The sequence below is a fragment of the Rhizobium leguminosarum genome (assembly GCF_004123835.1).
Lineage (GTDB): Bacteria > Pseudomonadota > Alphaproteobacteria > Rhizobiales > Rhizobiaceae > Rhizobium > Rhizobium leguminosarum_M.
The window spans coordinates 286,125-310,656 of record NZ_MZMU01000024.1; the positions used below are offsets into that span (position 1 = coordinate 286,125).

Genomic DNA, 24,532 nt, shown 5'->3' on the forward strand with positions numbered 1-24,532 from the left:
TTGCTCCGTCAACGAGACGTTGACAATCGGTTGCGAAAGTCAAATCTGGCGCCGTCAAACGGGCAGGCACATATTTCCTTCACGAGCGCAACGGAAAGGCAGAGCCGCCCAGCGCACCGGAAAGGAACACTTCCATGATTCAGATTTTGCTGAATTCCCTCGTCGCCGTTCTCATCACGTCGGCTTTCCTGACGACCGCGATATCAGCCCTCAGCACCGATGATCCTGCGCTGCGTAAAGTGCCGGCAAGAGTTCGGCCACAGCGACGTCCGAACACAGACTGCCGCTCTTGATCTTCCCGAAAACGCACGACCACTTCGGCCACAAGATCGCCGCCGGCATCACCGAGAGACGTCGATAAACAGCAATGGCGCGTCCTGCCGGACGCGCCATTGCTTTGAATCTAATCCGTACTGTCCACTCGAAGAAGCAATGTCTAGGCGAAGAACTGTCCGCCATTGGCCGTCAGCGTCGAACCGGTGATGAAGCCGGCATCGTCGGAGACGAGGAAGGTGACGCAGCGCGCGATCTCTTCCGGTTCGCCGAGACGGCCGACGGGGATCTGCGGAATGATGCGTTCGTTGAGCACCTTCTCCGGCACGGCAAGCACCATTTCCGTTCCGATGTAACCGGGGCAAATGGCGTTGACGGTGATGTTTTTGTTCGCGCCTTCTTGAGCCAGCGCCTTGGTGAAGCCGAGATCGCCCGCCTTGGCCGCCGAATAGTTCACCTGGCCCATCTGGCCCTTCTGCCCGTTGATCGACGAGATATTGACGATACGGCCGAAGCTGCGGTCGCGCATGCCGGTCCAGACCTGATGCGTCATGTTGAACAGGCCCGTGAGGTTGGTGTTGATCACCTCGTGCCATTGCTGCTGCGTCATCTTGTGGAACATCGCGTCGCGGGTGATGCCGGCATTGTTGACGAGGATTTCGACCGGCCCGATCTCGCTTTCGACCCTGGCAATTCCTTCACCGCAGGCGAGGTAATCCGAAACATCCCATTTGAACACCGGAACGCCGGTAACGTCGTGGAAGGCTTTGGCCTTTTCGTCGTTGCCGGCATAGTTGGCCGCGACCCTGTATCCGGCATTTTTCAGTGCCATGGATATTGCCGCGCCGATGCCGCGTGTACCCCCGGTGACCACAGCCACTCTGCTCATGTTCCGCTCCCCTTTTGTTTTTCGCCCCACCGCGTGGCGGGATCTTCAATCAATCCTGGATCGTATGCTATTTAAAGCGCTTCAAAGCACATGGCCACACCCATGCCACCCCCGATGCAAAGCGTGGCGAGACCCTTCTTCGCGCCGCGGCGCTTCATTTCGAACAGCAGCGTGTTGAGAACGCGCGCACCCGAGGCGCCGATCGGATGGCCGATCGCGATCGCTCCGCCATTGACGTTGACGATTGACGGATCCCACCCGAGATCCTTGGTGACGGCGCAGGCTTGCGCCGCGAAGGCCTCGTTGGCTTCGACGAGATCAAGATCGTTCACCGACCAGCCGGCCTTCTCAAGCGCCTTGCGCGAAGCCGGGATCGGTCCGGTGCCCATGATCTGCGGATCGACACCCGCCGTTGCCCAGGAAACGATGCGGGCGAGCGGCTGGATGCCGCGCCGGACTGCCTCCGCTTCGCTCATCAGCACCGCCACAGCGGCACCATCGTTGAGGCCGGACGCGTTCGCGGCCGTGACCGTGCCGTCCTTGTCGAAGGCCGGGCGCAATTTCCCCATCGCCTCTATCGTCGCGCCGTGACGGATATATTCGTCAGTATCGACCGTAACGTCGCCCTTACGTGTCTTGATGACGTAGGGGATGATCTCATCGACAAAGCGACCGGCTTTCTGCGCTGCCTCCGCCTTGTTCTGCGAGCTGACCGCGAACTGATCCTGGTCGTCGCGCGAAAGCTGCCACTGGCGCGCGACATTCTCGGCGGTGATGCCCATGTGGTAGCCGTGGAAGGCGTCGGTCAAGCCGTCCTTGATCATCGTGTCGATCATCTTCATGTCGCCCATCTTGACGCCGCCGCGTAAGTGCGCGGCATGCGGCGCCATCGACATGGATTCCTGGCCGCCGGCAACGATGATCTTGGCGTCGCCGGTGGCGATCTGCTGCATGCCGAGCGCGACCGCGCGCAGGCCCGAGCCGCAGAGCTGGTTGACGCCCCAGGCCGTCGCTTCCTGCGGAATGCCGGCCTTCATCGCAGCCTGGCGAGCCGGGTTCTGGCCCTCGCCGGCGGCAAGCACCTGGCCGAGGATCACCTCATCCACCTCGCCGGCATCGACGCCGGCGCGCTCGAGCGCGCCCTTGATGACGGCCGCCCCGAGCTCATGCGCGAGGACCGTCGCGAAAGCACCGTTGAAGGCGCCGACTGCTGTTCGCCCTGCGCTGGCGATGACGATGGATGGATTGCTCATGGGGACGCTCCTCGTTTTCGTCTCACTTACATAAGTGGAAACTGGCAAAGCTTGGAGCACAAGTCAAACGCGAAGACCGGCTGCCGTCATTTTTAGGCAAAGCCCGTCAAAGCCCGATTCATCTGCTCTGTTAAAGGTTTGCCGCATCGCACAAAGAGATTGTCACCGGCCTTCTTTTGCGTTTACAGTCTTAAATGGAGGAATATCCATAAATCAGACGGGGGTTCAGGAGACTGATATGGCGAAGCATGAGGGTCAGATCGTTATCAAGAAATACGCCAATCGCCGCCTATACAACACGGGCACCAGCACCTACGTGACGCTGGAAGACCTGGCGGAGATGGTGAAGAAGGGCGAAGAATTTACCGTACAAGATGCAAAAAGCGGAGATGACATCACCCATTCGGTGCTGACCCAGATCATCTTCGAACAGGAATCGAAGACCGGCAACACGCTGCTCCCGATTTCCTTCCTGCGCCAGCTCATCACCTATTACGGCGACCAGATGCAGATGGTCGTGCCGAGCTTTCTCGAACATTCGATGCGCTCCTTCACCGAACAACAGGCCCAGATGCGCGAGCAGGTAAACCGCGCCTTCGGCGAAACGCCGCTCGGCAAGAACCTGCAGTTGCCGATGCAGATGGTCGAGGACCAGGTTCGCCGCAACACCGAGCTGTTTCAGCAGGCGATGCAGATGTTCTCGCCCTTCATGACGCCGCCTGCCAAGGAAAGCCGCAAGGCCGAGGCCAAGGATATCGATGAACTGAAGGAACAGCTCCGCGCCCTTCAGAACAAACTCGACAACCTATAATCCGATCGAGACATCCCGCCCGGCGCTCCGGATCGACACGGCAAAACCGCCGATGACATCGATCAGAGCGATCGTCATCAAAATGAAGAAGACCTGCGTCGCAGCATCCCGGACGAGCAAAAACTCGACCAGGAAGGCGATGAACACCAGCATCGACAGCATGTGGTTGACGAGATTGCCGGGACCGGTTCTGGTCGCTTTGAGGATTTCGAAGAACAGCACGACAAGTGCGATGACGATGAAAAGATCGCCGAGCGCCATGCTCCAGATCGCGCCCGAGATCATCGACAGCACGATGATATCATGTTGCAGTGCCGGAATGCCGCCATCGCCCATCAGGCCCAGCATTGCAAGATTGTAAAGAATAAACGGGATAATCATTAGGGGCATGGCGGCTATCATCAGCAATCTCCCAGTGCATCATGGAAGAATACTGCCGCAAACCCGTGCCCCACCGCAAGTCATTGCAAATATTATATTGTCGAAATGCAAAAGGCCGGCATGACGCCGGCCTTGAAACTTCGATCGGACAAGCCGGATCGGGAAATTATGCGCTTTCCTTCGGCGTCAGAACCTGGCGGCCGCGATACATACCGGTCTTCAGGTCGATATGATGCGGGCGGCGCAGTTCGCCGGAGTTCTTGTCTTCGACGTAGGTCGGAGCCTTCAGGGCGTCTGCCGAACGGCGCATACCGCGCTTGGACGGGCTTGTTTTTCTCTTCGGTACAGCCATTTCTCTTACTCCACTTGCGGGCAAAACATTCCCACGGCCAGACTGGCGGCCGAAACGGACATGTCGCGATTTCGGAATTTGGCGCGCTTATACATGCAAGGGGTGACCTTGACCAGTCCCCATGCGTATTTTTTGCGAAGCCGCCGATTCCGGGCTCAGACTTCGTCTTCCGGCACGATCCAAGGCTCGGCGCGGGCCGCCTCTTCCCATTTCCGCCAGGCCGGATGCGCCTTCATGGTCTCCATATAGGCCAGCGTATCGTTTTGGCTGACGAGATCATAAATGTCGAACCGGTTGACGACAGGCGCAAACATCGCATCCGCCCCGCTGAACGCACCAAACAGAAACGGTCCGCCGGATTGCTACAGGAGGTCGCGCCAGATCGTCTCGATGCGGCTGATATCGGCGTCGACACCATCCGGCAACACGATCCCGCCCTTCGGCCGGCGGATATTCATCGGGCAGGCACTGCGCAGCGCCCGAAAGCTCGACAGCATTTCCATCGAAACCGAACGGGCGAGCGCCCGCTCGGCGCGATCCCTCGGCAGAAGGCCGGCGTCCGGATAAAGCTCGGCGACATATTCGATGATCGCCAGCGATTCCCAGATCTTCAATGCGCCGTGCTGCAGAAGCGGCACTCGCCCGGTCGGCGAAATCGCCTTGATATCGGGATTGCCACCAGGATAGTCGAAGGGGATCAGGACCTCCTCGAAATCGACGCCGGCGCCCGTCAGCGCCATCCAGGGCCGGAACGACCAGGAGGAGTAGTTCTTGTTGGCGATGTAGAGCGTCGGTCTATCCATGGGCCTCTCCCGTTCAGGCTTCGAAGTCGAAAATCAGCAATTCGTGGAAATGGTTCATGTCCTCGAACACGCAGAATGCCGGCGGGGTCAGCTCGAGAACAGGGGCCTTGCGGCGGATATGGTCGGCCACGTCATCGAGCATTGCCTGCCAGCGTGGCAAGGCTTCGTCCTCCAGCCGTTCGATCGCATAGGCGAAGGTCATGTGGAACTTATAGTCGTCATGGTTCGGCTGGCGATAGCCCAGAAGCTCGGCCAGCGCATTGCGCCAGGCGCGCATGACCTTGCGGTCGTTCTCGGTCGCCCCGCGAGCAGGCCCGAGGGACGCGCTTCGACGACGGCGACCTTGAAGGGATCGAACACCGAGAAACCTTCGAGCCGGGCCGCCATCAGCTCGGTCATGTCTTCGATCGGTGTATCGAGCGGCAGATCGCCCGGCCAGTAATCCTGCCGGCGCCTGGTTTCGATCACGCCTTCGAAAAGCGTCATGTGAATGCTTGATATCGGCGTGAAGAGGAACTGCGAGGCCTCGGGCATCGCCAGATATGTCTCACGCGCCTCGATCAGCACCCTTTGCGTCTGCGTACCTTTCTCGGCATGGCAAACGATGGTGTTGCCGGCTTCCGGAAGAAAGCCGCCGACCTTGCGATAGCGGCTGCCGAGATGCGTGGGTGGGTTCGGATTGTGCGTCTTCGAGTAGAAGAGAAGCTCGGGCGAAAACGTCGTGATGTTCATGGGCGACTCGCGGCTCTGGTTGGGACGGCATTCGCCCATATGGCAGAACCACGAATGTCAGATGACGGTCACCGCTTCCAACGACAAGTTCTGATCTCAATCATAGATGCACTTGATGTAATCGCCCGCACCTTGCGCGCGTCTCTCGATCACGCCGGCGAGCCGGCGAAGGCCGCGGCCGGGTTTGCCGGCATTGCGGTCGATCGGGTTCGGCAGCGAGACGGCAAGCAGCGATGCCTGGCGCCGCGTCAGCTTCGAGGCCGGCACCTTGAAATGGTGTCGGGCCGCCGCCTCGATGCCGTAGATGCCGGGACCCCATTCGGCGATATTGAGATAGATTTCCATCAGTCGCCGTTTCGACAAGACGAAATCCGTGGTCACCGCGAGCGGAAGTTCCAGCGCCTTGCGTACGAAAGAGCGGCCGTTCCAGAGGAAGAGGTTTTTCGCCGTCTGCATCGGGATCGTGCTGCCGCCGCGCGTCGCCTGACCTTTCAGCGTATCCTCGACCAGCATGCGCATTTCCACCCAGTCGACACCGCCGTGAAAGCAATATTGCCCGTCCTCCGACATCATCACCGACTGCACCACAACCGGGGCGATGTCATCAAGCGACACCCATTGCCTGTCGTAGCCACGCAGCAGCACGAGATCACGCAGCATCAGCGTCGAGACGGGGTGAATGAAGGGCAGCAGATAGAAAAAGATCAGCGCATAGGGAAGGATCAGCACGATCAGCACGGCAAGAACAATGCGTTTCAACACACGCCGGTCTCCGAACCATCGCCGACGAACCGGCATGTCGACGCTGTCCTCTCTCTCCGGCGCTATATCCAATGTCCCCAGTCCGATTTCGCTCCTGTCGTTCTCATAACGCCTGTGCGGAGCTTATGCCAGAGTGCGCGGCGAATCTTGCTGCCGCCATCGACAATTCCGTTGCAAGCCCGGGGGCGCTCATGCCAAACAGCGCCCATGGACGCGAACCGGGACACTTTCGAGACGAGGCTGAAGAACAACGCCCGCGACATCGAGGCGCTGCTCGACCTATTGCTTTCGCCGAGTGCCCTTTCCGATGAAATCGCCAGGCCCGAGACGCTGCGCGATGCCATGCATTATGCCGTGCTGAACGGCGGCAAGCGGCTACGTCCGTTTCTCGTCGTCGAAAGTGCTGCCCTTCTCGGCGGCGACGCCGAGGCGGCACTTCGCGTCGGCGCCGCGCTCGAATGCGTCCACTGCTATTCCCTCGTGCATGACGACCTGCCGGCCATGGACGATGACGACCTGCGCCGCGGCAAACCGACGGTCCACATCAAGTTCGACGAAGCGACAGCGATCCTCGCCGGCGACAGCCTGCTGACCTATGCCTTCGACATCATCGCCGCGCCGGAAACGACCCTTGCCGATACGAGCAAGGCATCGCTTGTGCTGGCCCTTGCCCGCGCAGCCGGTCTCGGCGGCATGGCTGGCGGCCAGGCGCTCGATCTCGCGGCGGAAAAGCGGGCCCCCGACGAGACCGGCATCATCCGCCTGCAGGCGATGAAAACGGGCGCGCTGATCCGCTTCGCCTGCGAAGCCGGCGCCGTCATCTCGGCAAGCCCGCCGGAAGATCGCCGCCGCCTGCGCGCCTTCGGCGAAAAGATCGGTCTTGCTTTCCAGCTTGCCGACGACATTCTCGACCTGACTTCGGATGCGGCGACCATGGGCAAGGCGACCGGCAAGGATGCGGCCCGCGGCAAGGGAACACTCGTCGCCCTGCGCGGCATGGAATGGGCCGAGACCCAGCTCCGTGAGCACGTCCGCGATGCCGAAGCGCTGCTTGCCCCTTACGGCGCCCGTGCCTCGATCCTCACTTCTGCAGCGCATTTCATCGCCGACCGGAAGAGCTGAAGCGACAGGTCAGGCCGCCAGTATCTCTTTGAGAGCGGAAACCAGACGGGCACACTCTTCATCCGTGCCGATACTGATCCGCAGGAAGTCCGAAATACGCGGCTTGGCAAAATGCCGGACGAGAATGCCGCGCTCCCGCAGAGCAGCTTGAAATGCTGCGCCCGAACGGCTTTGGTGCCTTGCGAAAACGAAATTCGCCTGCGACGGCAAGACCTCGAAACCCAAAGCTTCAAGTTCAGAGACGAGGCTTTCCCGGCTGGCGATGATGTTCCTCCGGCCTCTCTCGAACCACGCCTCGTCCTTGATCGCCGCCGTCGCGGCAAGCTGCGCCAGACGATCGAGTGGATAGGAATTGAAACTGTCCTTGACCCGCTCCAGCGCCTCGATCAGCGGCCGCTGCCCCAGCGCGAAGCCGATGCGCAGACCGGCAAGCGAACGGGACTTCGACAGGGTCTGGATCACCAGTAGGTTGGGATAGGTTGAAACGAGCCCGGCGGCGCTCTCGCCGCCGAAATCGATATAGGCCTCGTCTATGACGACGACCGCATCCGGATGGGCGGCAAGAAGTGCCTCGATGCCGGTGAGCGGCAGGCCGATGCCGGTCGGCGCATTCGGATTGGGGATGATGATCGCGCCGCAGGGGCTGTCGTAATCGGCCAGCCGGATCCGGAACCCATCGTCAACGGGCACCTCGATCGCTTCGACGCCGTATAGCAAGCTATAGGTCGAATAGAAGGCGTAGGTCACATCGGGGTAGAGAAGCGGCCGCTCGTGTTTCAGCAGCGCCTGGAACGCATGCGCGAGAACCTCGTCGGAGCCGTTGCCGACGAATACTTCTTCCGCGGTCAGGCCGAAACGCGCCGCGATCGTCTCGCGCAATTCCGAAGCAGTGGGATCGGGATAGAGCCGCAGACGATCGTCCGCCGCTTCCCGGATCGCCTCGAGCGCCTTCGGAGACGGCCCGTAAGGATTTTCATTGGTATTGAGCTTGACCAAGCCGGCGGTACGGGGCTGCTCCCCGGCGACATAGGGCTGAAGCTTGCTGACGATTGGCGACCAGTACTGGCTCATCCGAAGTTGCGGTCGGTCATTCCGCCGCCGTCCGCTGGCCGAAACGCTTCTCGATATAGTCGACGACAAGCGCCTCGAAATCGGCAGCGATATTGGGACCGCGCAGCGTCAGCGCTTTCCGGCCGTCGATGAAGACGGGGGCGGCCGGCGTTTCGCCAGTGCCCGGAAGCGAAATGCCGATATCGGCATGTTTACTTTCGCCCGGCCCGTTGACGATGCAGCCCATGACGGCAACGTTCAGTGCCTCGACGCCAGGATATTTCTCGCGCCAGACCGGCATGTTCTTGCGGATGTCGTTCTGGATGTTCTGGGCAAGCTCCTGGAACACCGTCGACGTCGTGCGCCCGCAGCCGGGACAGGCCGCAACGACAGGTATGAACTGGCGAAAGCCCATGACCTGCAGGATTTCCTGCGCCACCTGGACTTCGCGCGTGCGGTCGCCGTTCGGCTCGGGCGTCAGCGACACGCGGATCGTATCGCCGATGCCGTGCTGCAGCACGAAGCCCATCGCCGCCGACGAGGCGACGATGCCCTTGGTGCCCATGCCGGCTTCGGTCAGGCCGAGATGCAGCGCATGATTGGAGCGTTCGGCGAGCATGGAATTGACGGCGATCAGGTCCTGAACCTGGCTGACTTTGGCCGACAGGATGATGCGGTTGCGCGGCAGGCCGATCTCTTCGGCAAGGGCTGCCGACAGCAGCGCCGACTGCACGATCGCCTCGCGCGTTACCTGCCGGGCCGAAAGCGGCGACCCAGCCTCGGCGTTCCGGTCCATCAGCGCTGTCAGCAAATCCTGATCGAGCGAACCCCAGTTAACGCCGATGCGCACCGGCTTGTCATAGCGGATCGCCATCTCGATGATCTCGGCGAACTGCTTGTCCTTCTTGTCCTTGAAGCCGACATTGCCGGGATTGATGCGGTATTTAGCCAGCGCCGCGGCACAATCAGGATGATCGGCAAGCAGCTTGTGGCCGATATAGTGGAAGTCGCCAATCAAGGGCACGTCCATGCCGAGGCGCAGAAGCCGCTCGCGGATCTTCGGCACGGCGGCCGCACTCTCGTCGCGGTCGACGGTAATGCGCACCAGCTCCGAACCCGCCCGGAACAGAGCGGCGACCTGCGCGACGGTGGAATCGATATCGGCCGTTTCGGTGTTCGTCATGGATTGCACGACGACCGGCGCCCCGCCGCCGACGATGACGCCGCCGACATCGACGGCAACGGAAGCGCGGCGCGGTTTCGGATCAAAATCGGCGGCTGACAACATGAAGAGTTCTTGCACCCCTAAAAACAGTGCTTTTCAGGTGGATCAAGGCCGGCTGCTTGTCAACCGCCCCTGATATCACTTTTGTTGGGAGGCGGCTCAGTGACCGCCTCCCGAGGTCTCATCGGCGTAGTGGGCCAGGTTGGACAGCAGCAGAACGACGATGAGCAACACCGGCAGCGCCATGAAAACGACGGCAAAACCGATATGCTCGGCGACGAAGCCGATCAACGATGGCGCAACCAGCATGCCGGAATAGCCCATGGTCGTGACCACCGAGATGCCGATGCCGGGCTTGAGTCCGGGAATATTGCCCGCCGCCGAGAAAGCGATCGGCACCATGTTGGAAATGCCGATACCGCAAAAAGCAAAGCCCAGGATGGCAAGCTCGGCATTGGGCGCCAGACCTGCAAGCAGCATGCCGACAATGGCAAACAAAGTGCAGATGCGTAGCGTCTTGACGCCGCCCAGGCGGTCACGCACCAGGTCGCCGGCAAAGCGCATGATTGCCATGGTGGCCGAAAAGGCTGCGAAACCAAGACCGGAAAGCGCGACGGACGCATCCATTTCCTGCCGAAGATAGAGCGCGCCCCAGTCGAGAACAGCACCTTCCGGCACCATGCTGAACAGCGCCATTAATCCGAGCAGCCACGGCAGCGGCACCATCGGCAGCCTCGTCTTTTCCTTCTTGGTGTCGGGATGCGGTGGATCCGCAAGGATCATCGGCCAGGCGACGGCAAGGAAGATTGCCGCCAGCACCGTCGCCAGTTGCGCATGGCCGAGCACGCCGAGTTTGGAGATCACGATGCCGCCGAGACCGGAGCCGATCAGTCCGCCAAGGCTCCAGAAAGCGTGACAGGACGACATGATGGCGCGGCGCATGGATTTCTCGACCGACACCGCATTGGCATTCATCGCCACATCCATTGCGCCGATGAAGCCGCCGAACAGGAAGAGCGAGATTGCCCCGGTGAGCACATTTGGCGCGAGCGTCAATGCCAGCAGCAACGGCAGCACGCAGACGGCCAGGACCTGAACGACGATACGCGAGCCATGTCTGGCGATCTGTGCACCGGCGATCGGCATCATGACCAGAGAGCCGACCCCGAAGACCAGGATCATCAGTCCAAGCTCGAACTTGGTCAGCGCCAGACGCTCGGCAAAATCCGGGATCTTCGGAGCCCAGCAGCCGACGACAAAACCGTTCATAAGGAAGAGTAGGGAAACTGCAGCCCTGCTTCTGGTAATGAAGCCGCTCCGGGCTCCCGGTGGCGCACTTACATGACTGTCCATTTTTCGGTCTTCCTCATTGCCGGGCTTTCACCCACCCGATTTCCCTAAACTCTATGACGTCGCCTCAGTTCGTTTTCTCGGCGAGAACAGTTCTGCATCCGCGCTCGCGGTAGCGGGCGAGAATGGCCGGATCTGCATCGTGCTCGACGACCAGGCATTCGCAATGGGCAACCGGCAGGATGCTATGGGGGGCGGCAGTGCCGAATTTCTCCGAGGTTGCAGCCACCAACACTTTTCTGCTCCTGGACGTCGCAAACCGCTTGAATTCCGCATCCTCGAAGCCGAACACCGTGATGCCGGCTTCGAGATCGACGCCGCAGGCGCCGAGAATGCAGAGATCGGGCGAAATCTGTTCCATATCCCGCAAGGCCTTGGCGCCGAGCGAACCGCCCGTCTGCCGGTCGACCATCCCGCCGATCAGAATGACGTTGACGCCAGGCTTGTCGATCAGCGCTGCGGCAATCGCCGGCGCATTCGTCGCAGCCGTCAGCGCAAGCTCGGCCGGCAATGCGTTGGCAATCGCCAGATTGGTGCTGCCGGCATCGAAAAACACGGTCGAACCGGCGGCAATCTGCTTTGCCGCAGCGCGCGCCAGCGCCTGTTTCCGATCAGCGGCAAAGCCGATGCGTTGCGTCATGCTTCCGTGCGCCGGCGAGACCGGCAATGCACCGCCATAAACTCGTTCGCAGAGCCCTGCCGCCGCCATCTCGCGCAGATCTCGCCGCACCGTATCTTCGGAGACACCGAATTCGAGCGCAAGCTCCGTCGCCAGCACACGGCCATTCAGCCGCAGCCTCTCGGAAATCACGCCTTGGCGCTCTCGCAACAGAAAATCCTGCATGTTTCTACCGGATCTATACATCAGACATGAAAACATGCATAAACGCTGATAACCGTGCAGGCAATATGCACGATCACACGTTTTCTGACGTTATGAAACAAAGCGAAATATGGCCTCTTGACCGGCCCGAGGGCCGGGGGTTACCGATCGCATATTCTCGATTCCCGCCGGCATATCCGCCATCTGGTGCATTTCCGTGAAAAACTCTGTCAGCCTGGGCATTCTGCTCACGAGCGTCGCCTATATGGCGTTCACCTTCCATGACGCGATCATCAAGATCCTGACGGTCACCATCCCGGTCTGGCAGATCCTGTTTTTCCGCAGTCTCACCATCCTTGTCGGTTGTCTCGCCTATGGCCGCGGCAAGCTCGTCCATCAAACGATGACATCGCCGATCATCAAGCCGATGATCGTCCGCAGCATCCTTCTTCTCTCTGCCTGGCTTTCCTATTATTCCGCCGCAAGCCGCCTGCAGCTGGCTGAAGTAACGACGCTTTATTACGCCGCACCCATCGTCGGCACCCTGCTTGCATGGCTCATCCTGAAAGAGGAGGTCACGCCGGCGCGCTGGCTTGCCGTCGGCGTCGGCTTCGTCGGCGTGCTGATCGCCTGCAATCCGATCGGCCTCACCATCTCCTGGCCGGTCTATCTGGCGCTGCAGGCCGCCGTTCTCTGGGCTTGCGCCATGGTGCTGCTGCGCAAGACCTCGCTGCATGAGAAGACGATTATCCAGCTCGCCGTTTCCAACGTCTTTTTTCTTGCCATGACCGGCATTGCCGTTCTCTACACTTGGCGGACACCCGATATGACGCAGCTCGCGCTTCTCATCGCCACCGGCGTCGTTGCCGGCTGCGCGCAGTTCGCCCTTTTCGAAGGCATGCGCCAGGCGCCCGTCTCCGTGCTTGCGCCATTCGAATATAGCTCTCTCATCTGGGCCTTCCTCCTGGGTTATCTGATCTGGGCCAATATCCCCACGCCCAATGTGGTCGTCGGCGCGGCGATGATTCTCGGCGCCGGATTGATCATCATCGTCAGCGAAAAGCTGCGCCGCCGCATCACGGCCTGATGCCTGTTTCTGCAGGATTCATGGTTCAAACGGCCGCTTGAGAAAAATATTTGCAGTTGCTGCTTTTATTCGCAGTTTTCTACGCTTCCGGCGCCCTAATTTTCTGCAAACTATCCCCACCCCGATGACAACCTCCCAAGGATGGATAAAACAATGAACTGGTTGAAAACCGTCGCCGCCGCTGCCCTCATTCAGGCTGCCGCCCTCCTGCCTGCGCATGCCGGTGAAAACCTCGCCGCCATCAAATCGGCTGGCGTCTTCAAGATCGGCACCGAAGGCACCTATGCGCCCTTCACCTATCATGACGAAAGCGGCAAGCTCGTCGGCTTCGACGTCGAGATCGGCGAAGCGATCGCCGCCAAGCTCGGCGTCAAGGCCGAGTTCGTCGAAGGCAAGTGGGATGGCCTGATCGCCGGCCTCGACGCCAAACGCTACGATACCGTCATCAACCAGGTCGGCATCACCGAAACCCGCAAGCAGAAATACGATTTCTCCGAGCCCTATATCGCCTCCAAGGCCGTGTTGATCGCCCGCGATGGCGACGACAGCATCAAGTCCTTCGCCGATCTGAAGGGCAAGAAGGCCGCCCAATCGCTGACCAGCAACTTCGGCAAGCTCGCAACCGAAGCCGGCGCCGAACTCGTCGGCACCGACGGTTTCGATCAATCGATCCAGCTGGTGCTGACCAAACGCGCCGACGCCACGATCAACGACAGCCTCTCCTTCCTCGATTTCAAGAAGCACAAGCCGGACGCGCCGGTGAAGATCGTCGCCGAGCAGGAAAACGCCGACTATTCCGGCGTCATCATCCGCAAGAACGAGCCGGAGCTTCTTGCCGAAATCAACAAGGCGCTTGCCGACATCAAGGCCGACGGCACCTACAAGAAGATCGCCGACAAGTATTTCGGCCAGGACGTTTCCAAGTAAGCTTCGTTCAAGAAAAAGTCCCCTCCCCAACCCCTCCCCACGAGGGGGAGGGGCTTCGATGCCGCACTGTTCTCATCTCAAAACAACCTCTCAGCCAACAGTACGGTCGCTATTTGGTGCGCCGGGGCCTCCGCTAAGCCCCTCCCCCTTGTGGGGAGGGGTTGGGGAGGGGTATGCCACTTCCACGTACCAACCGACGAGAGGGAATACCCTTGCCGCACTGGCTCCAACTGATGGCGGAATCCCTTCCCTCGCTCCTCTGGGCGGGATTGATCTTTACCATCCCGCTGACCCTGCTGTCCTTCATCTTCGGCCTCGCGCTCGGGCTCGCCACCGCCATCGGCCGGCTTTTCGGCCCGGCGCCCGTCGCGGCCCTCGCCCGCTTCTACGTCTGGGTCATCCGCGGCACGCCGCTGCTCGTGCAGCTCTTTGTCATCTTCTACGGCCTGCCGAGCCTCGGCATCCTGCTCGATGCCTTTCCGGCCGCCCTCATCGGCTTCACGCTGAATATCGGCGCCTATAGCTCTGAGATCATCCGCGCGGTCATTTCCTCGGTGCCGAAGGGCCAGTGGGAAGCGGCCTATTCGATCGGCATGAGCTGGCGCCAGGCGATGAGCCGCACCATCCTGCCGCAGGCGGCCCGCGTCGCCGTGCCGCCGCTCTCGAACACCTTCATCTCGCTGGTCAAGGATACCTCGCTTGCCGCCGCCATCACCGTGCCCGAGCTCTTCCAGGCCGCACAGCGCATCGTCGCAACCACCTATGAGCCGTTGATCCTCTATATCGAAGCGGCGCTGATCTATCTCGTCCTGAGCTCCGTCCTCTCACAGCTGCAGGTGCGGCTGGAACGCCGTTTCGCCCGGTACGGCGGCATGCTGGAGGCAAATGCATGATCGAGCTTTCCAACATCGAAAAGCGCTTCGGCGACGCGGTCATTCTCAAGGATATCAGCATCCGTATTCCCGAAGGCAGCGTCACCGCGCTGGTCGGGCCTTCCGGCGGCGGCAAGAGCACGCTGCTGCGCTGCATCAACCTGCTCGAAATTCCGACCGCCGGCTCCATCCGCCTCGGAGAGGAAACGCTGGCCTTTGCACCGGGCAAACGAACGAGCTGGCCGGCGATCCAGAAGATCCGCCGCCAGACCGGCATGGTCTTCCAGAACTTCCAGCTCTTCCCGCATCAGACTGCGATCGAGAATGTCATGGAAGGCCTGGTGACGGTGCTGAGATGGCCGAGGCAAAAGGCCCGCGAGCGTGCGATGGAATTGCTGACCAAGGTCGGCATGACCGACAAGGCCGATGCTTGGCCTTCGACACTATCGGGCGGCCAGCAGCAGCGCGTCGCGATCGCCCGCGCGCTGGCGCCGTCGCCGCGCGTGCTTCTGTGTGACGAGCCGACATCCGCCCTCGATCCCGAGCTTTCGGCCGAAGTGGTCGATGTGCTGGGCCAACTTGCCAGCGAAGGCACGACGATGGTGATGGCGACCCACGATCTCCGGCTCGCATCGAAGATCGCCAATGACGTGGTTTTCCTGGAAGCCGGCAGCGTGGTGGAAACGGGCAGCGCCAGAGCAATCTTCAGTGCGCCGGAGCGCGAACGCACCAAACGTTTCATCTCGACGATCAACGCCGCCCATACTTACGATATCTGAGCCATGCCGAGATGCGAACATCCCGGCATCGCTGGAACTCCACTCAGGAGGCCGTGACGACCGAGCGCGCCGCCTTCAGCGCATTGCCCCACCAGGTGAGCTGGTCGAGCTGGTTCTTCGCCGCTTCGTTGAGATGCGCGTAGTCGCTGAGGCTCTTGCCTTCCTTGAGGACGCCGAGATATTCGCCAAGCGCGATATGCACGCCCGTTTTTACCGAAGCCGCGCCCATTTCCACGAAGATCAGCCGGAGATGCTCGACCGCGCGTGCACCGCCGACGCCGCCGTAACCGACGAAGCCGACCGGCTTGTGGATGAACTCGCCGAGGTCGATGGCATTCTTCAGAACCGCCGTCGGAGCGTGATTGTACTCGGCGACGGTGAAAATGAAGCCGTCGAATTCACGCAGCTTCTTTTTCCAGCGCTCTGCCGTCTCGCTTTCAGCGGTCGTGGCACGCTGCTCACCGAAAAAATGCATGGGGTAGTCGAGCAGGTCGAGAACCTCGACCTCGATGTCCTGCCGCTCGGCGGCGATAGCGGCAATCCACTTGGCCGGATGCTCGGCAAAACGGCCAATACGCGTGCTGCCGACGATGACGGCAATCTTCAACTTGCTCATGGATATCATTTCCTGATGGGTCTTGGGGGGCGGATGGTGGGAGCGCAAGTCTATGAGAAAGCCTCCGCGCCGGGCAAGGCGCGAAGGCTTCGAAAAATCAGCTTTTTGACAGGCCGATCGTACACAATCGAGTGAATGGAGCCAGCTCGCAAAGTCGGCTGATGGGCGCCTTTGCGAAGGATGGCCGCCCTTCAGCCTGCGTAGACGACGAGCAGGTCCTTGGCATCGATCTGATCGCCGGCCCGCACCAGCACTTCGGAAATCGTGCCATCCTTTTCCGCATGCAGCGCCGTTTCCATCTTCATCGCCTCGATGGAGACGAGCACGTCGCCGGCATTGACGGCCTGGCCGGGCGAGACGAAGACACGGCTGATGACACCCGGCATCGGCGCACCGACATGAACGGCATTGCCGGGCTCCGCCTTGCGGCGGACGGCGGCACCCGTCGCCCCATGGGCCCGGTCCGGCACCTTGATGCGGCGCGGCTGACCGTTGAGCTCGAAGAAGATGGTCACCATGCCCTGGCTGTCTGTCGCGCTCATCGCCTGGTTGACGATGACGAGCGTCTTGCCGCGCTCGATATCGGCAAACAGCTCCTCGCCGTCCTTGAGACCGTAGAAATAGGCGGGTGTCGGCAGCACCGAGACCGGGCCGTAGGTATCGGAGGCGAGTGCGAAATCGGTAAAGACCTTCGGATACATCAGGTAGGAAGCAAATTCGAAGTCGCTGATCTCACGCTCGAGTTTCGTCTCGATGACTTTGCGCTCCGCATCGAGATCGGCCTCCTTGAGCAGCGAGCCGGGGCGCACCGTATAGGGCTTGTCACCCTTCAGCGCCTTCTTCTGCAGCGCTTCCGGCCATCCTGACGGCGGCTGGCCGAGATCGCCCTTCAGCATCGAGACCACTGATTCCGGGAAGGAGACTTCCTTGTCGGGGCTGACGACGTCGGCAACCGTCAGATCCTGGGACACCATCATCAGCGCCATGTCGCCGACGACCTTGGAAGACGGCGTCACCTTGACGATATCACCGAACATCTGGTTGGCGTCGGCATAGGCCTGCGCCACCTGATGCCAGCGGGTCTCGAGGCCGAGCGAGCGGGCCTGTTCCTTGAGGTTGGTAAACTGGCCGCCCGGCATTTCATGCAGATAGACTTCGGATGCCGGGCCTCTCAGATCACTTTCGAAGGCGGCATACTGGTTCCGCGCCGCTTCCCAATAGAAGGAGACGCGGCGGATCCATTCCGGATCGAGGCCCGGATCGCGCTCCGTACCACGCAACGCCTCGACGATCGAGCCGAGACAGGGCTGCGAGGTATTGCCGGAAAGCGCATCCATGGCGGCATCGACGGCATCAACGCCGGCATCGACGGCGGCAAGAACGGTCGCGGCCGCAATACCCGATGTATCATGCGTGTGGAAATGGATCGGCAGGCTTGTCGCCTCGCGCAGTGCCTTGAACAGAACCTTCGCAGCCGCAGGCTTGAGAAGGCCCGCCATATCCTTGAGCGCGATGATATGCGCCCCGGCCTTCTCGAGCTCGACCGCAAGGTCGGTGTAGTATTTCAGATCGTATTTCGGACGGGCCGAGTTCAGGATATCGCCGGTATAGCAGATCGCCGCCTCGCAGAGCTTGTTCTCCTCGGCAATGGCATCCATCGAGACGCGCATGTTCTCGACCCAGTTCAGGCAGTCGAAGACACGGAAGAGATCGATGCCGCCCTTGGCCGCCTGGCGGACGAAATATTTGACGACATTATCGGGATAATTGGTGTAGCCGACGCCGTTGGCGCCGCGAAGCAGCATCTGGAGCAGAAGGTTCGGCGCGCCCTCGCGGATCAGCGCCAGGCGTTCCCACGGATCCTCGGTCAGAAAGCGCATGGAGACGTCGAAGGTCGCGCCGCCCCAGCATTCGAGCGACAAAAGATTTGGCAGCGCATGCGCATAAGTATCGGCAATGCGGGCGATGTCATAGGTGCGCATGCGGGTGGCGAGCAGCGACTGGTGACCGTCGCGCATCGTTGTGTCGGTCAAGAGCACGCGCTTCTCGTTGCGCATCCATTCGCCGAATTTCTTCGGGCCGAGCGTGTCGAGGAGCTGCTTGGTACCATCCTTGATCGCATTGCCGTTGGCGTAGGGAACCACCGGCTCGGCAGCGTTTTCCAGCGGCCTGGGCCTGTCCTTGGCCTCGGGATGGCCATTGACGGTGACGTCGGCGAGATACGTCAGGAGCTTCGTGGCGCGATCCTGGCGCTTCACCTGCTGGAAGAGTTCCGGCGTCGTGTCGATGAAGCGTGTCGTGTAGCTGTTATCCCTGAACTTCGGATGGCCGATGATCGCTTCGAGGAAGGTCAGGTTGGTTGCCACGCCGCGAATGCGGAATTCGCGCAGCGCCCGGTCCATGCGGGCGATCGCTTCGGACGGATTGGGCGCCCATGCCGTGACCTTGACGAGAAGCGGATCATAAAAGCGGGTGATGATCGCGCCCGAATAGGAGGTGCCGCCATCGAGGCGGATACCGAAACCGGACGCTGAGCGATAGGCGGTGATGCGGCCGTAATCCGGAATGAAATTATGCTCCGGATCTTCCGTGGTGATGCGGCACTGCAGCGCATGGCCATTGAGACGGATATCTTCCTGGCGTGGCACGCCCGATTCCGCCGTTCCGATCGCAAAACCGTCGAGAATGTGGATCTGCGCCTTGACGATGTCGATGCCGGTGACGACTTCGGTCACCGTATGCTCGACCTGGATGCGCGGATTGACTTCGATGAAGTAGAATTTGCCGGTATCGGCATCCATCAGATACTCGACGGTGCCGGCACCGATATAATTGGTCGCCGCCGCGATCTTCAGCGAATAGGCGGCGAGTTCCTGGCGCTGCGCCTCCGAGAGATAGGGCGCCGGCGCGCGCTCGACGACCTTCTGGTTGCGGCGCTGGATCGAGCAGTCACGCTCGAAGAGATGCACGACATTGCCATGCGTATCGCCGAGGACCTGGCTTTCGACATGGCGGGCGCGCTCGACGAGCTTTTCCAGATAGACCTCGTCCTTGCCGAAGGCCGCCATCGCCTCGCGCTTGGCTTCCGTCACCTCGCGGGCAAGATCCTTTGGATCGCGGATCGCGCGCATGCCGCGCCCACCACCGCCCCAGGAGGCCTTCAGCATGACGGGGTAGCCGATCCCCTCCGCCATCTTCGCCACTTCGGCCATGTCGTCTGGCAGAGGCCCGGTGGCCGGCACTACGGGAACGTCGACCGAGATCGCCAGGTTGCGCGCTGCGACCTTATTGCCGAGCTGGCGCATCGTATCGGCCTTCGGACCGATGAAGATGATGCCGGCCTTGTTGCAGGCATCGACGAATTCGGGGCTTTCCGACAGCAGGCCGTAGCCGGGATGGATGGCATCGGCGCCGGAGAGTTTCGCAACGCGGATCACCTCCTCGATCGACAGATAGCTCTCGATCGGGCCCATGTCCTTGGAAAGATGCGGGCCGCGGCCGACCTGGTAACTCTCGTCCGCTTTGAAGCGGTGCAGCGCCAGCTTGTCCTCTTCCGCCCAGATCGCCACCGTTTTTATTCCAAGTTCGTTGGCCGCACGGAACACGCGGATGGCAATTTCAGAGCGATTGGCAACGAGAATCTTGGAAATGGGCAAAACGGTCTCCTCAGACGTTCAGACGCGGGAATGCTGCACCCGCGAAGGAAACTCTTAACTTCTTGTCACAGAAAGTTCAATTTATCTTGCGACTGCGAAAATGCAATTTTTCGACATTCTGAAGCAACTCCAGGAAAAGTGCGAAACGGTTTCCGTCCGGAGTTGCGCAAAAATAAAAACCAGAGCAATCCGCTTCGATGAGAAGCGGATTGCTTTAACTTATCAGGCCATGACGGAAGGCAAGTGCCACCGCCTGCTGCCTGTTTTTCGCCTTCAGCTTGTCCTGCAGGCCGTTCATATACCAGTCGACGGTGTGGTTTGAGATCTTCAGCATCTTGCTGATCTCCATCGAAGTCATGCCTTCGGCGAGATAATGCAGGATTTCCATCTCGCGCCGCGTCAGCGGCGTGTCGGCCAGCAGCACGGTTTCCAGTGCCTGCGCCTCGCCCTTCAGATCGAGCAACCGCCAGAAGGCCTTGCGCGCCACCGCCTCCAACAACGCGATCTCCACCGGCGACAGCTCGATTGGCTTGCCGGCGAGACTAAGGCTGGCGAGAATGCCGCTGCGCCCGTGGATCGGAAAGATGTAGCCGTCCTCCAACCCATGCCCGAAGGCATCGACCATCATCTGCTCCATGCGGCGATGATACGCGTCCTTGTGGAAGGCGGCCATCGCCTCCCGCCAGCGGAAAGGGCGCTGCGCATGGGCGAGATAGCGCACCATCGGATCGATCAGCGCATATTTTTTCGCGGTATATATCTGCGGCCATTGTTCCGGCCAGCGGCCGGCCAACGCCGCAGCCCAGGGCTCTGGATTCTGCTGCACCGGATTCTGCGGCACATGGCGCAGCAGGCCGTAATATTCGAAGCCGCAACGGCGGAGGATCTGCTCCACCTCGGTGACGACGGCTTCAGGATTTGAGCATTCTTCCAGAATTACAAGTAATTGAATTAACGAATTAATATTCACAAAAATGCCCTTGCCCGGACCTGATGCCCGCATGAGGCCGTCGGCGGCTGGTCAAACTGGTCGCGAAACGGTCTTCAATATATGCAGTCTGTAATTTAATGCTGTGCTAAACATTTAATAAAATGCAAGCGCAAATTGTTGCGAGATATAGCCGAACGGCAATTTCGGCGCCATGGCCATCTCGTCGCATCCTGCGATAGTATGATCGTATTAATCATCCCATCGATTGAACCCTGAATACTCCGTTAATCGCCCGTTCAGGTAGCCTTTTGTAGCATCGCATCATCCCGTTTTCGCAGATGCACAAGAGGTTCCACGTGACGCTATTCAAGGTCTATGCAAGGGCTCTGCGCTATCTTAGCGCCTACAAGCTGCGCGTATCCCTGGTCGTTGTCGCAAACATTGTTCTTGCGACGATCACCATCGCGGAGCCGATCCTGTTCGGTCGCATCATCGATGCGATTTCGGGCAAGGGTGAGGTCAAGCCCATCCTCTTCATGTGGGCGACTTTCGCCGTCTTCAACACCATTGCCTTCGTCCTGGTGGCCCGCGAGGCCGACCGGTTGGCGCATGGCCGGCGGGCGACGCTGTTGACGGAAGCCTTCGGCCGCATCATTTCCATGCCGCTCGGCTGGCACCATCAGCGTGGTACCTCCAACGCGCTGCATACATTGCTGCGCGCCTGCGAGACGCTATTTGGCCTCTGGCTGGAGTTCATGCGCAACCACCTGTCGACGGTCATCGCGCTTGCCCTTCTGATACCGACCGCAATGTCGATGGACCTGCGCCTTTCCGCCGTGCTCATGGTGCTCGCCATCGCCTACTGGCTGATCGGCCGCGCCGTCATGAGCCGCACCAAGGACGGCCAGGCTTCGGTCGAGAACCATTATCACACGGTCTTCTCGCATGTCAGCGACTCGATCAGCAACGTTTCGGTCCTGCACAGCTACAACCGCATCGAGGCTGAAACCAGGGCGCTGAAATCCTTTGCCGACCGTCTGCTCGAAGCCCAATATCCGGTCCTCGACTGGTGGGCGATCGCCAGCGCACTGAACCGTATGGCGTCGACGATCGCGATGATGGTGGTCCTGATCATCGGCACTATGCTCGTCCAGGCCGGCCAGTTGCGCGTCGGCGACGTCATCGCCTTCATCGGCTTTGCCAACCTGTTGATCGGCCGTCTCGACCTGATGCGCCAGTTCGCTACGCAGATTTTCGAGGCCCGTTCCAAGCTCGAGGAATTCTATGCGCTGGAAGACTCGGTGCGTGAACGTGAAGAGCCGGCCGGCAACGGCGAGATCAAGGACGTCAAGGGTGCGATCGAGTTCCGCGACGTGTCCTTCGGCTTCGGCAACAGCTCGCAGGGCCTGCACAACGTCTCCTTCTCGGTGAAGGCAGGCCAGACGGTCGCGATCGTCGGCCCGACCGGCGCCGGCAAGACGACGCTCGTCAACCTGCTGCAGCGTGTCTATGATGCCCAGGGCGGCAAGATCCTCGTCGACGGCACCGATATCACCAAGGTGACCCGCAAGTCGCTGCGTCGCCACATCGCCACCGTCTTCCAGGATGCGGGCCTGCTGAACCGTTCGATCAGCGACAACATCCGCCTTGGCCGTGAAGGCGCCAGTGAAGAGGAAATGCGCCGTGCAGCAGAAGCCGCCGCCGCTGCCGACTTCATCGAGACCCGTGAGGATCGCTACGATACGCATGTCGGTGAACGCGGCAACAAGCTCTCCGGCGGCGAGCGCCAGCGCATCGCGATCGCCCGCGCCATCCTCAAGGACGCGCCGATCCTGGTGCTCGACGAGGCGACCTCGGCGCTCGACGTCGAGACCGAAGCCCGCGTCAAGGCCGCGATCGACAATCTGCGCCAGAACCGCACCACCTTCATCATCGCCCACCGCCTGTCGACGGTCCGCGAAGCCGATATGGTGCTCTTCCTGGATGACGGCCGTGTCGTCGAACAGGGAAGCTTCGACGAACTCAGCCACAGCAACGGCCGCTTCGCCGCCCTGCTGCGCGCCAGCGGCATCCTGACGGACGAAGAGGTCCGCAAGGCCCATACCACCGAAGCCGCCTGATCGGTTCGGGTTCAAGATAAAGGCCGGAAGGGTGACGCCCTTCCGGCCTTTTTGTTTGGCTGAGCCCTGGAAGCGGCGCCTTACCGTGTGACACCCCCCTCTGCCCTGTGTCCAGCCGATAGATGGGTAACAGATTGAACCGGATAGATGGGTTACAGTTCTCCCCCTTGTAAACCAGTGTCCGCCCCTGCGCCGGCTGGTCGGGGTTGCAGGGCGCTGGGGCGGACAAGCCGCTTGGTCTTCTTGTCGATGATGCCGAGCGGATGGGCATGGAAGCGTAGCGTCCAGATGCCCGCTTCACTCTCCTCGATCGCCACGATCTCGCCGGCCAGCGCTGCTGCGACATAGACGAGGTCGCCGTTCCATTTGATCTCGCCATTGGAGCGCACCCGGCGCACCGCCGCCTCGGCCGGATAGTCCGGTTCAGGCAGGTGGTCGGGCAGGGGCCGCAGTGACGGTCGGTAATGATCAGCAGGCACGTCCATAGCGAGCGCCTCGTGTGGACGCTCGGCGTCGTAATTCTGGCGAAATGCGTCAAAGACCGCCTGCTGCGCGGCATGGTCGACCTCCGGCGCCATGGCCAGCGGCAGCATCGTCAGATGGAAGCGTTCGTGGCGGCCATTCTGCTGCGGTTTGCCCGGCTGGATGCGCTCCAGGCCGATGCCGAGCTTGATGAACCGGACAGCAAGCGTCGTCAGCCCGGTGACGCCGATCGCCGCGAAGGGCGAACCGTTGTCGCTGCGAAAGCGCTCCGGCAGTCCGTGCTCGGCAAACAGCCGCTCGAACACCGGCCAGGCCTCTGCCTCGGCCGGCGTCGCGCAGGCTTCCAGCGCCAGCAGAAAGCGGCTCGCCGTATCCATCACCGTCAGTGGCTCGCAGCGCCGCTCATCGCGGGTCCGGAACCAGCCCTTGTAATCGGCGCTCCACACCGCATTGGGCCCGTTGGCCGGCGCGAACGGGCCGCAACCAGCCGCCCGCCAGCGATGCCGCCGGCGCCCGACCAGCCCGTGGCGCTTCAGGATCTCGCCTATCGTCGAGGCCGCCGGCCAGCAAAGCTGCGGCGCCGACCGCTTCAGCCGCGCCAGCACCTTCTTCGGCCCCCACTGCGGATTCGCCTCCTTCTCCGCCACGATCCGCGCCACCAGCTCCGCCACCGTTGCCCGCCCGTGCTCAAGCGGCGCCCGCGGCAGGTCGATAAGCCCCGCAGGCCCGAGCGCCCGATACCGCTCCAACCATTTGTAGCCCGTCTTGCGCGATATCCCGTAGGCCGCACACAGCGCCGTCATCGTCTCCTCGCCCGCAAGACATTCCCCAACAAAGCGCAGCCGCTCGTCCATGATGCCAGTCTCTCTCCAAACCATCGCCGGGCCTCCCGGCTGTCAGAGAACTGTCACCTATGTAAACGGTCCGTTCTGTTACCTATCTATCCGGGTCGGACACATGCCGGGCATCTCCCCCACAGGTGGGGAGATTGGATGGGCGCGACGGCTTCCCCAAACAACTAGCCGTCACATGAATCTAAACTGAAAGGGATTTAGCACGCCAACCGGAGCGGTTGACGCCTCACGGGGAGCAAGCTCCTTGCCGATCTCCCTCCTTGTGGGGAGATGCCCGGCAGGGTAGAGGAGGGTATCACACGCAGCAACGTCTCCGCTTCCCAGGGCGGATTGATCACCCCGCCGATCTTCCCTAACCTTCGCCAGTCAACGAGCATAGGG

General features: G+C 61.1%; 20 protein-coding genes and 2 pseudogenes. 7 read left to right on the forward strand and 15 right to left on the reverse strand.

Annotation, left to right across the window (positions count from 1 at the left end; translation table 11 throughout):
- Positions 1 to 436 precede the first annotated feature (436 nt).
- Together B5P46_RS31055 and B5P46_RS31060 are read right to left on the reverse strand one after the other, a co-directional pair.
- Positions 437 to 1,162, reverse strand: coding sequence for a beta-ketoacyl-ACP reductase (locus B5P46_RS31055; RefSeq protein WP_129422075.1), 726 nt, complete (start codon positions 1,160 to 1,162; stop codon positions 437 to 439).
- Between the two features lie 71 nt (positions 1,163 to 1,233).
- Positions 1,234 to 2,415 (reverse strand): acetyl-CoA C-acetyltransferase, encoded by a 1,182-nt coding sequence (locus B5P46_RS31060; protein ID WP_129422076.1) that lies wholly within the window; start codon positions 2,413 to 2,415, stop codon positions 1,234 to 1,236.
- 238 nt (positions 2,416 to 2,653) lie between these two features.
- Between B5P46_RS31060 and phaR the strand changes: the two genes are divergently transcribed.
- On the forward strand, positions 2,654 to 3,226 hold the full coding sequence (phaR, locus tag B5P46_RS31065; protein ID WP_129422077.1) for a polyhydroxyalkanoate synthesis repressor PhaR: 573 nt from the start codon (positions 2,654 to 2,656) through the stop codon (positions 3,224 to 3,226).
- Here phaR and B5P46_RS31070 read toward each other — a convergent pair.
- From B5P46_RS31070 to mtgA, 5 genes and pseudogenes are all read right to left on the reverse strand, one after another.
- Positions 3,221 to 3,628, reverse strand: a complete 408-nt coding sequence (locus B5P46_RS31070) for a hypothetical protein (protein ID WP_003543801.1) — start codon at positions 3,626 to 3,628, stop codon at positions 3,221 to 3,223. The genes phaR and B5P46_RS31070 overlap by 6 nt on opposite strands.
- Positions 3,629 to 3,773: 145 nt before the next feature.
- Positions 3,774 to 3,959 carry a 50S ribosomal protein L32 gene (gene rpmF, locus B5P46_RS31075; protein WP_003543812.1) on the reverse strand — a complete coding sequence of 62 codons (186 nt, stop codon included), beginning with the start codon at positions 3,957 to 3,959 and terminating at the stop codon, positions 3,774 to 3,776.
- Between the two features lie 155 nt (positions 3,960 to 4,114).
- Positions 4,115 to 4,762 (reverse strand): annotated as a pseudogene (locus tag B5P46_RS31080) (glutathione S-transferase family protein).
- A 13-nt stretch (positions 4,763 to 4,775) separates the two neighbouring features.
- Positions 4,776 to 5,494: pseudogene (locus tag B5P46_RS31085) on the reverse strand (DUF1868 domain-containing protein).
- A gap of 96 nt (positions 5,495 to 5,590) precedes the next feature.
- Positions 5,591 to 6,328: a monofunctional biosynthetic peptidoglycan transglycosylase gene (gene mtgA, locus B5P46_RS31090; protein WP_129422078.1), complete on the reverse strand. Its 738-nt coding sequence runs from the start codon at positions 6,326 to 6,328 to the stop codon at positions 5,591 to 5,593.
- A 135-nt stretch (positions 6,329 to 6,463) separates the two neighbouring features.
- Here mtgA and B5P46_RS31095 point away from each other — a divergent pair, with 135 nt between their 5' ends.
- Positions 6,464 to 7,378 (forward strand): polyprenyl synthetase family protein, encoded by a 915-nt coding sequence (locus B5P46_RS31095; protein ID WP_129422079.1) that lies wholly within the window; start codon positions 6,464 to 6,466, stop codon positions 7,376 to 7,378.
- Between the two features lie 9 nt (positions 7,379 to 7,387).
- Here the strand turns inward: B5P46_RS31095 and hisC are convergent, their stop codons facing one another.
- The 4 genes from hisC to B5P46_RS31115 all read right to left on the reverse strand — a co-directional run bounded on the left by hisC (position 7,388) and on the right by B5P46_RS31115 (position 11,847).
- Positions 7,388 to 8,449, reverse strand: coding sequence for a histidinol-phosphate transaminase (hisC, locus tag B5P46_RS31100; RefSeq protein WP_129422080.1), 1,062 nt, complete (start codon positions 8,447 to 8,449; stop codon positions 7,388 to 7,390).
- 16 nt (positions 8,450 to 8,465) lie between these two features.
- Complete coding sequence (ispG, locus tag B5P46_RS31105; protein ID WP_129422081.1) at positions 8,466 to 9,716, reverse strand: flavodoxin-dependent (E)-4-hydroxy-3-methylbut-2-enyl-diphosphate synthase; 1,251 nt, start codon at positions 9,714 to 9,716, stop codon at positions 8,466 to 8,468.
- Positions 9,717 to 9,812: 96 nt separating this feature from the next.
- Positions 9,813 to 11,006, reverse strand: a complete 1,194-nt coding sequence (locus B5P46_RS31110) for an MFS transporter (RefSeq protein WP_129422082.1) — start codon at positions 11,004 to 11,006, stop codon at positions 9,813 to 9,815.
- Between the two features lie 64 nt (positions 11,007 to 11,070).
- On the reverse strand, positions 11,071 to 11,847 hold the full coding sequence (locus B5P46_RS31115) for a DeoR/GlpR family DNA-binding transcription regulator (protein WP_027668541.1): 777 nt from the start codon (positions 11,845 to 11,847) through the stop codon (positions 11,071 to 11,073).
- A gap of 196 nt (positions 11,848 to 12,043) precedes the next feature.
- Between B5P46_RS31115 and B5P46_RS31120 the strand changes: the two genes are divergently transcribed.
- From B5P46_RS31120 to B5P46_RS31140, 4 genes are all read left to right on the forward strand, one after another.
- Positions 12,044 to 12,913: a DMT family transporter gene (locus B5P46_RS31120; protein WP_129422083.1), complete on the forward strand. Its 870-nt coding sequence runs from the start codon at positions 12,044 to 12,046 to the stop codon at positions 12,911 to 12,913.
- 153 nt (positions 12,914 to 13,066) lie between these two features.
- On the forward strand, positions 13,067 to 13,840 hold the full coding sequence (locus tag B5P46_RS31125) for an amino acid ABC transporter substrate-binding protein (protein WP_017995516.1): 774 nt from the start codon (positions 13,067 to 13,069) through the stop codon (positions 13,838 to 13,840).
- A gap of 212 nt (positions 13,841 to 14,052) precedes the next feature.
- Complete coding sequence (locus B5P46_RS31135) at positions 14,053 to 14,733, forward strand: amino acid ABC transporter permease (protein ID WP_129422206.1); 681 nt, start codon at positions 14,053 to 14,055, stop codon at positions 14,731 to 14,733.
- Positions 14,730 to 15,491 (forward strand): amino acid ABC transporter ATP-binding protein, encoded by a 762-nt coding sequence (locus tag B5P46_RS31140; protein WP_129422084.1) that lies wholly within the window; start codon positions 14,730 to 14,732, stop codon positions 15,489 to 15,491. The genes B5P46_RS31135 and B5P46_RS31140 overlap by 4 nt, the downstream gene beginning before the upstream one ends.
- Before the next feature lie 43 nt (positions 15,492 to 15,534).
- Here B5P46_RS31140 and B5P46_RS31145 read toward each other — a convergent pair whose 3' ends face one another.
- The 3 genes from B5P46_RS31145 to B5P46_RS31155 form a co-directional block, all read right to left on the reverse strand.
- Entirely contained in the window at positions 15,535 to 16,107 is a 573-nt protein-coding gene (locus tag B5P46_RS31145) for an NADPH-dependent FMN reductase (RefSeq protein WP_029870818.1), read from the reverse strand.
- 191 nt (positions 16,108 to 16,298) lie between these two features.
- Positions 16,299 to 19,763: a pyruvate carboxylase gene (gene pyc / locus B5P46_RS31150; RefSeq protein WP_129422085.1), complete on the reverse strand. Its 3,465-nt coding sequence runs from the start codon at positions 19,761 to 19,763 to the stop codon at positions 16,299 to 16,301.
- A 214-nt stretch (positions 19,764 to 19,977) separates the two neighbouring features.
- Positions 19,978 to 20,733, reverse strand: a complete 756-nt coding sequence (locus B5P46_RS31155) for a helix-turn-helix transcriptional regulator (protein ID WP_129422086.1) — start codon at positions 20,731 to 20,733, stop codon at positions 19,978 to 19,980.
- Between the two features lie 317 nt (positions 20,734 to 21,050).
- On the opposite strand from B5P46_RS31155, the gene B5P46_RS31160 reads away from it, so the two are divergent.
- Entirely contained in the window at positions 21,051 to 22,814 is a 1,764-nt protein-coding gene (locus tag B5P46_RS31160) for a glucan ABC transporter ATP-binding protein/ permease (RefSeq protein ID WP_129422087.1), read from the forward strand.
- 152 nt (positions 22,815 to 22,966) lie between these two features.
- On the opposite strand, the gene B5P46_RS31165 is transcribed toward B5P46_RS31160, so the two are convergent.
- Complete coding sequence (locus tag B5P46_RS31165; RefSeq protein WP_129422088.1) at positions 22,967 to 24,175, reverse strand: helix-turn-helix domain-containing protein; 1,209 nt, start codon at positions 24,173 to 24,175, stop codon at positions 22,967 to 22,969.
- Between the last annotated feature and the right edge of the window lie 357 nt (positions 24,176 to 24,532).

Bases quoted from the DNA above. Each gene is read 5' to 3' on its own strand.
- B5P46_RS31055 (WP_129422075.1), bottom strand. From the start codon at position 1,162: ATGAGCAGAGTGGCTGTGGTCACCGGGGGTACACGCGGCATCGGCGCG.
- B5P46_RS31060 (WP_129422076.1), bottom strand. From the start codon at position 2,415: ATGAGCAATCCATCCATCGTCATCGCCAGCGCAGGGCGAACAGCAGTC.
- phaR (WP_129422077.1), top strand. From the start codon at position 2,654: ATGGCGAAGCATGAGGGTCAGATCGTTATCAAGAAATACGCCAATCGC.
- B5P46_RS31070 (WP_003543801.1), bottom strand. From the start codon at position 3,628: ATGATAGCCGCCATGCCCCTAATGATTATCCCGTTTATTCTTTACAAT.
- rpmF (WP_003543812.1), bottom strand. From the start codon at position 3,959: ATGGCTGTACCGAAGAGAAAAACAAGCCCGTCCAAGCGCGGTATGCGC.
- B5P46_RS31095 (WP_129422079.1), top strand. From the start codon at position 6,464: ATGGACGCGAACCGGGACACTTTCGAGACGAGGCTGAAGAACAACGCC.
- hisC (WP_129422080.1), bottom strand. From the start codon at position 8,449: ATGAGCCAGTACTGGTCGCCAATCGTCAGCAAGCTTCAGCCCTATGTC.
- ispG (WP_129422081.1), bottom strand. From the start codon at position 9,716: ATGTTGTCAGCCGCCGATTTTGATCCGAAACCGCGCCGCGCTTCCGTT.
- B5P46_RS31110 (WP_129422082.1), bottom strand. From the start codon at position 11,006: ATGGACAGTCATGTAAGTGCGCCACCGGGAGCCCGGAGCGGCTTCATT.
- B5P46_RS31115 (WP_027668541.1), bottom strand. From the start codon at position 11,847: ATGCAGGATTTTCTGTTGCGAGAGCGCCAAGGCGTGATTTCCGAGAGG.
- B5P46_RS31125 (WP_017995516.1), top strand. From the start codon at position 13,067: ATGAACTGGTTGAAAACCGTCGCCGCCGCTGCCCTCATTCAGGCTGCC.
- B5P46_RS31140 (WP_129422084.1), top strand. From the start codon at position 14,730: ATGATCGAGCTTTCCAACATCGAAAAGCGCTTCGGCGACGCGGTCATT.
- B5P46_RS31145 (WP_029870818.1), bottom strand. From the start codon at position 16,107: ATGAGCAAGTTGAAGATTGCCGTCATCGTCGGCAGCACGCGTATTGGC.
- B5P46_RS31165 (WP_129422088.1), bottom strand. From the start codon at position 24,175: ATGGTTTGGAGAGAGACTGGCATCATGGACGAGCGGCTGCGCTTTGTT.